Annotated in this window: 7 protein-coding genes; 5 read left to right on the top strand and 2 right to left on the bottom strand. The window is 49.6% G+C overall.

The window, feature by feature from the left end:
- On the bottom strand, positions 1–203 hold a 203-nt coding region (locus tag D5S03_RS05205; RefSeq protein ID WP_287042880.1), incomplete at its 3' end, for a YcjX family protein.
- Between the two features lie 735 nt (positions 204–938).
- Between D5S03_RS05205 and glnH the strand changes: the two genes are divergently transcribed.
- From glnH to D5S03_RS05185, 4 genes are all read left to right on the top strand, one after another.
- The gene (gene glnH / locus D5S03_RS05200) at positions 939–1,649 is read left to right on the top strand and encodes a glutamine ABC transporter substrate-binding protein GlnH (RefSeq protein ID WP_244156406.1); all 711 of its coding nucleotides are present in this window, start codon (positions 939–941) and stop codon (positions 1,647–1,649) included.
- Between the two features lie 307 nt (positions 1,650–1,956).
- Positions 1,957–2,613, top strand: a complete 657-nt coding sequence (glnP, locus tag D5S03_RS05195) for a glutamine ABC transporter permease GlnP (protein WP_008871604.1) — start codon at positions 1,957–1,959, stop codon at positions 2,611–2,613.
- The gene (gene glnQ, locus D5S03_RS05190) at positions 2,610–3,338 is read left to right on the top strand and encodes a glutamine ABC transporter ATP-binding protein GlnQ (protein ID WP_008871605.1); all 729 of its coding nucleotides are present in this window, start codon (positions 2,610–2,612) and stop codon (positions 3,336–3,338) included. The genes glnP and glnQ overlap by 4 nt, the downstream gene beginning before the upstream one ends.
- Before the next feature lie 153 nt (positions 3,339–3,491).
- Positions 3,492–3,782 (top strand): sll1863 family stress response protein, encoded by a 291-nt coding sequence (locus D5S03_RS05185; protein WP_008871606.1) that lies wholly within the window; start codon positions 3,492–3,494, stop codon positions 3,780–3,782.
- A 298-nt stretch (positions 3,783–4,080) separates the two neighbouring features.
- On the opposite strand, the gene D5S03_RS05180 is transcribed toward D5S03_RS05185, so the two are convergent.
- Positions 4,081–4,401 (bottom strand): sll1863 family stress response protein, encoded by a 321-nt coding sequence (locus D5S03_RS05180; RefSeq protein ID WP_008871607.1) that lies wholly within the window; start codon positions 4,399–4,401, stop codon positions 4,081–4,083.
- A 307-nt stretch (positions 4,402–4,708) separates the two neighbouring features.
- Here D5S03_RS05180 and D5S03_RS05175 point away from each other — a divergent pair, with 307 nt between their 5' ends.
- Positions 4,709–6,715: a CocE/NonD family hydrolase gene (locus tag D5S03_RS05175; protein ID WP_008871608.1), complete on the top strand. Its 2,007-nt coding sequence runs from the start codon at positions 4,709–4,711 to the stop codon at positions 6,713–6,715.
- Positions 6,716–6,860 lie beyond the last annotated feature (145 nt).

Below are 6,860 nucleotides of genomic sequence, written 5' to 3'. Positions count from 1 at the left end.
GGGGGCCATTTCTCCCTGCCGGAAAGCTCCCTGAAATCGGAGATGTCCACTCCCCTGCCCACATGGAACTGCCCCTGGCCGAACTCCATGAGATGAGAAATGAGCGAGGTCAGAAAAACAGTCTTGCCGCCCCCGGCTATGCCCGTAACCACAACCCTGTTGTGCTGTCTCAAGTTAAGCACGTTGCGCATCAAGCTTTTCATTTTGTCTGGACATCCTCTGAAAAAAATATTATCCCCCGGGTACAGCACCTTTTGGCAGATATAGCCCCGATAGGCAAGGGTTCATATACAGGTAACAGTGCCATGCCTGCAAAAAAGAGTTAACCTCTCAACTTCACGATGCACCTGCAAAAAGTCAGGCAATTAAGAATTCAGCAGCCAACAATCTACATAACGCTTTGTTTTTACTGATCTCTGACTTTTCTGACTGCAAAAATAACTTTTTGCAGTCACATCTCACCTGTCTCCTGACCACTTTTGTCCCGGACATCCTCCTCATTAAAAAATATTTGACAGTTATCCAACCGTCGGATAAAAAACAGTATCATTTTTTCACACAACCATTCCATTACTGTATCTTTTTAAATACCTGATGCTCCAGGTATATAATAAAAATATATAATTTAATGAACATGCCGGCATTCAATTTTAGCACACCCTCACTTGTCAGCATTTTGCAACAATCTAACCACTTACAATTAAAGAAGATGGCAGTTACCGCAGCCGCTTTGTTATATTTTTGCGAAATAATAATCAAAAAAATGCTGTGAGAGTCAGTCCCATGCCACATGCAAATGTCTAAACAGTTAAATCATTTTTGTTTATAGATTTTGTTCTTAGTCTGCTTTAGGTTGTGTGTTTATCTTTTACTTTATGGAGGTATCGATGAAAAGGAGTGGATTTTTTTTATGCCTGCTGTTAGGTGTTTTTATGTTCATGAGTATGTTTGCATCTTCGCTGCATGCTAAAAAACTTACTGTTGCAGTGGACACAGCATTTGTACCATTTGAATTCAGAGACTCTGACACAGGTGAATATGTAGGTTTTGATATTGATCTCTGGGATGCTATTGCTGATAGACTTGGCGTAGAATATGAACTGCAGCCCATGGACTTTTCCGGCATTGTTCCGGCATTGCAGACAGGCAGTGTAGATGCCGCTCTGGCAGGAATTACCATTACTGCAGAACGTGAAAAGGTTGTAGATTTTTCACATCCTTACTACGACAGTGGCTTAAGCATTATGGTCATGAAGGACAATGACGAAATTCAGGGACCTGAAGACATAGAGGGCAGGACAATTGCTGTGCGTACCGGGACCACCAGCGCAGACCATGCTCCCAGGCTCAACCCGGCAGACATTGTCCAGTTCCCCAATATCGAAGCTGCATACATGGAAGTACGCGCCGGCAGGGTGGACGCAGCCATGCATGACACCCCCAATGTTTTGTACTATATCCAGACTGCTGGTGACGACCAGGTCAAGGCTGTGGGACCCCGCATGCAGTCCCAGTCCTACGGCATCGGATTTCCATTGGGCAGCGAACTGCGAAACGATGTTAATGTCGCCTTTCTGGAGCTGGTAGACTCTGGTGAATACGCCGAGATATACAAAAAATGGTTCGGTGAAGCCCCCAACCCCAGATAACATAGAGCCCCGCAGGTTAAATCGTAAGCATTCAGGAGGTAGTCAATTGTAGTCCCCGCGTAACCATTCAGGGGGTTCCTCGGTGGTGATTACTTGCACAAGGCCTTGGGGACTGTCCCGCACTTATTTTTCTAACGCTCACATCTGTAAATTGTTCATCAGAAAAAAATAAGTGCGGGACTGTCCCCGGGCCGTTTGAGGCATCCCCTGAATGGTTACGTTAAATCTCCTGCGGGGCTTTCCCCTCACCGGTTTCTTATAGAGTTTCCCTTTCATTTTAATACCACTTTTACCTTATGGTTGACTTATGGATTTTCAATACGAATTCGTCCTTTCCACTCTCCCGCAATTGATGCAGGGAGTCAAGCTGACCATCCACATAACCGTTTACGGTCTTCTGGGTGGTATGGCGCTTGGAGTTCTTACCGGCCTTATCCTGGCTTACAGGATACCTGTTATCAATTATGCCGGTGCCATTTATGTATGGATTGTCAGGGGTACGCCCATTGTTGTCCAGGCCATGTTCGTCTATTTCGCCCTGCCCCTGGCCATGGGCATACGAATGACCGGGGTATATGCAGCCATTCTGGTTCTGGCCATCAACGCCGGGGCCTATATTGCGGAAATCGTCAGGGGAGCGGTTCTGTCCATAAATAAAGGTTATGTTGATGCCGGTCTGGCCCTGGGACTGTCCAGGTTTCAGGTAACCCGGTACATTGTAGGCCCGCTGGCCTTTCGCAGGATGATTCCTCCTCTGGGCAACCAGTTTATTATCGGACTCAAGGATACTTCCCTGTTTATAGTTATAGGAGTCGGAGAACTGACCCGCCAGGGGCAGGAAATTATGGCTTCATCTTTCAGGGCCCTGGAAGTCTGGACCGCAGTGGCCATTATTTATCTCGTGTTGACAACTGTTCTGGCGCTTTCACTTCGCTGGCTCGAACGGAGAATGAAGATCATATGAAAATCGTAGAATGCAGAAAGGTGTGCAAGAGCTTTGGAGACTCCCAGGTCCTGCACGATATCGACCTGTCCATAAATTCCGGGGAAGTAGTGGTCGTTTTGGGCCCCTCAGGCTCCGGCAAATCCACCCTGCTTCGATGCATCAACGTCCTGGAGACCATTACATCCGGCGATCTGCTGGTGGATGGTAAAAGCGTGGTGGATCCCGGGACCGATCTTCGACACATACGCCAGGAAGCAGGCATGGTCTTTCAGCAGTTCAACCTTTTTCCCCAGATGACCGCCCTGGAAAATGTGGCCTTTGGTCCAAGAAAAGTCAGGGGTACTGATAAAAAGGAGGCCAATGACCAGGCCATGGAACTGTTGACCAAGGTGGGCCTGGCAGAAAGAGCCCATTATCATCCCTCGCAGCTTTCCGGCGGTCAACAGCAGCGGGTGGCCATTGCCAGGGCACTGGCAGTAAAACCCAAGCTCATGCTCTTTGACGAGCCAACCTCCGCTTTGGACCCGGAACTCAAAGGTGAAGTTCTATCGGTGATGCGCTCCCTTGCTGAAGAAGGCATGACCATGATAGTAGTATCCCACGAGATTCGTTTTGCCCTGAATGTAGGCAACCGGCTTATATTTATGGACAACGGAAGTGTCGTACATGACGGGGATCCCAAAGAACTGTATGAAAATCCCCCCACAGAACGCTTGAGGGATTTTCTGCATGCTATCCAGTAAAAACAGCTTTTACACTGGCTGAGCTTTTTAATTCAGGTTTACATTTTAACAGCATGGGCAGCTGCATGCTCATCCGTATTAAACTTGAGTTTGCGCAATGAGGCCGACATTGTAAAGGGTGCTTATTTACACTATCAAATCCAGGGAGATATCATGAGTGAACAAAGAGATGCTTTTGTACAAAAACTAAAAGCCAAAATCGACGAGTGGAACGCTGAAATTGATCGTCTGAACGCCAAGGCTGAACAGGTTGGGGCAGAAGCGAAAATGGAATACCTGCAGCAGGTGGAGGAAATAAAAAAACACCGCGATGATGCTCTGCAGAAAATGGAACAACTCCAGGAAGCTGGGGAAGGTGCCTGGGAGGACATGAAGTCAGGGGTGGAAATGGCTGTTGACTCCATGGTCCAGGCCGCAAAATCCGCCAGGGAACGCTTCAAGTAAATCAGGCGGTCAGCAAATATTAAGGTGAGAAGCTGATTAACGAACCACCCCCGACCCCTCCTTAGCCAAGGAGGGGAGCAGATCGAGGCATGGCTGCACTCTGTAGCAGGCAGTTAACTGTATGCGAAATCAAAACCTCCAGATAAAGATGCAAAGCACAAAAAAACTGTCCATACTGATGCAGACCGCAAAGAGACTTTCCTCAGCAAATATCGAACTTATCCCCCTGTGTAAATCCAAGCCGCGGTGCAGCTCCCCTCCTTAGCCAAGGAGGAGCCGGGGGTGCTTGTATGGCAGACTACTTTTTCCCGGGTCCTTCCCTGTAAGCTTTTTCAAACTCCTCCTTGGCTCTGGAGAAACTTTTTTTCCAGGTGGCCCAGGATTTTTCCATGCCCTGCTTCAGGTCCTCCCAGCCGGATTCGCCCGAGTCCTGCACAGCAGCAAGCTTGCCTTCGAGTTCTTTCAGTTTTTTGCGCAAGTCCAGCATCTGCTGCTGATACTCTTCCTTGAGTCCACCTTCGGCCTGGGCGGCTTCATCGGTCAATTTGTCCAGGTCCTTGTTCAATTCGTCCATCTTGGCCTTGAGCCTGCTGATATATTCTTCCTTATTTTCGTCCATCCAACTTCCTCCTTATTTCCTGTCCGAATAGTCATTACATATCAGGTCACCTCTTGGCCTGGCAAGCATGGTGCACCTGCAAAGCCGACTCTTTGCTGGAGCATCCACCATGGCCGGCGCTGCTTTATGGATTGCAATCTATTTTAATTTTATCATTTTACAACCATGAGTACATGGTATTCTGCTTGACAAACAAAGGTATGCGCTTAAAATAAGAAACGCATTTACTTAAGTAATGGTAAAGTTTTATAATATCCGAATTTATTAAACTCTGCCAAAAAAGCCGGCAATACTTGGGTGTACCTGATTGAACAAGACAAGTAAATTTCATGTAATTGAAAACCAGTGGATTTCCATGAGCGACGGCTGCAGGATAGCAGCCAAGATATGGCTGCCTGAATCAGCCGGAAAAAACCCCGTACCAGCCATCCTGGAGTACATCCCTTACAGAAAAAGAGATATCAAGGCCAGGCGAGATTCCCAGATACACGGTTTTTTTGCCGGACACGGCTACGCCTGTATCCGGGCCGACCTGCGTGGAAGTGGCGATTCGGAAGGAGTTCTCAGGGATGAATACCTGAAACAGGAACTCGACGACGGGCTGGAAATTCTCAGCTGGATTGCTTCTCAGCCCTGGTGCAATGGCCGCATTGGCATGATGGGTATTTCCTGGGGCGGCTTCAATGCCCTGCAGATCGCCGCAATGCAGCCTCCTCAGCTCAAAGCCGTGATCTCGGTCTGTTCCTCGGACGACAGGTATGCCGACGACATCCACTACATGGGCGGCTGCCTGCTTACGGACCAGCTCTCCTGGGCCTCCACCATGTTCGCCTACAACTCCTGTCCTCCTGACCCGCAGATAGCCGGAGAAAACTGGAAAGACAGGTGGATGGAAAGGCTGGAGGGTAGCGGACTGTGGCTTAAAAACTGGCTGGGCCACCAGAAGAAGGACTCCTACTGGAAACACGCATCCATATGTCAAGATTACAGTTCTATCAAGATACCTGTATTCGCAGTCAGCGGCTGGGCTGACGGCTATTCCAACCCTGTCTTCAGGCTGCTTGAGAACCTTTCATCTCCGGTCAAGGGCCTTGTGGGACCATGGGGACACAAATACCCGCACATGGTCGAACTGGGTCCGGAAATCGATTTTCCCGGGGAATGCCTCAGGTGGTGGGACAAATGGCTGAAAGGCGTTGAAACCAGCATCATGGACGAACCACCACTGCGGGTCTGGATGCAGGATACAGTTTCTCCCCTGGTTTCCGAAAGGCCCGGGAGATGGGTGGCTGAAGAAAAATGGCCCTCACCAGACATCGAAAACCTTGAACTGTGCATCACCTCTTACGGGCTGGAAACTCAGCCCGGCATGAATAACCGCGACCGCTGCATGGAGATACAAAGCCCTTTGAGTGTGGGTCTCTTCGGTGGCAAATGGTGCTCTTACTCTGAATCCACCGACCTGCCCTGGGACCAGCGCGAAGAAGACGGCGGAGCCCTGGTCTTCGAGACACCCCCTCTCGAAAAAAGGACCGAGATCCTGGGCAGACCCGTAGCCCTGCTGGAGCTGTCCTCAAATAAGCCCCAGGCCATGGTGGCGGTCAGGCTCTCGGACATTGGCAACGACGGCAGAGGAACCAGGGTAACCTTCGGCCTGCTGAACCTGACCCACAGAAAAAGCCATGAAAACCCGGAAGAGCTTGTGCCGGATCAGCGATACCAGGTTCAAGTCCCCATGAATTTTATAGCCCAGAGCTTTCCCGCCGGACACAGGATCAGGCTGTCGGTCTCCACTTCCTACTGGCCTGTGGCCTGGCCCTCTCCGGAACCGGTGAAAATAGCCCTTTATCCGGGCAGCTCCAGACTGGTCCTGCCTGCAAGAAAGCCCTCAAAACTGGATCAGACCCTTGTCCCTTTTGATCCTCCGCCTGCCCTGGAGGGCATAAAGACAACCCTGCTGGTGCCGGCAAAAAGGGAATGGACCGTGACGCACAACCTGGCCGACAATACAGTCAAGGTAAACGTAATCAACAACGACCCCAAAATACTACTGGAACCCATCAACCTCGCCATACAGAAGGATGTCCACGAAGCTTTCTCCTACTCCAGCAACAACTACGATACAGTGCGGGGAGAGGTGGTTTCCAGGAGAAGCTTTCAAAGAGACGGTCTGGAAATGTCAACCATAACCAGGACGGTACTGACCTCCACCAGAACACATTTTAAAATCACAGCCACTCTGGACGCTTTTGAGGGAGACGCCAGGATCTTCAGCAAAAGCTGGGATGAAGACATACCCAGGGAACTGGTTTAGACTCTCAGAGCACTTGGCCTGATAGTAACCATTCAGGGGATGCCTCAATCGGCCTGGGGACAGTCCCCGCGACACCTTTTCTGCACAAATGCAAAAATTACAGACGCGAAGTTTTGTGAACGTGCACAGTTAGTACTTAGCGGGG

Source organism: Desulfonatronospira sp. MSAO_Bac3 (assembly GCF_003838035.1).
Classification (GTDB): domain Bacteria; phylum Desulfobacterota; class Desulfovibrionia; order Desulfovibrionales; family Desulfonatronovibrionaceae; genus Desulfonatronospira; species Desulfonatronospira thiodismutans.
The sequence above is the reverse complement of the archived record's forward strand: the minus strand, read 5'-3'. Positions and strand labels throughout refer to the sequence as shown.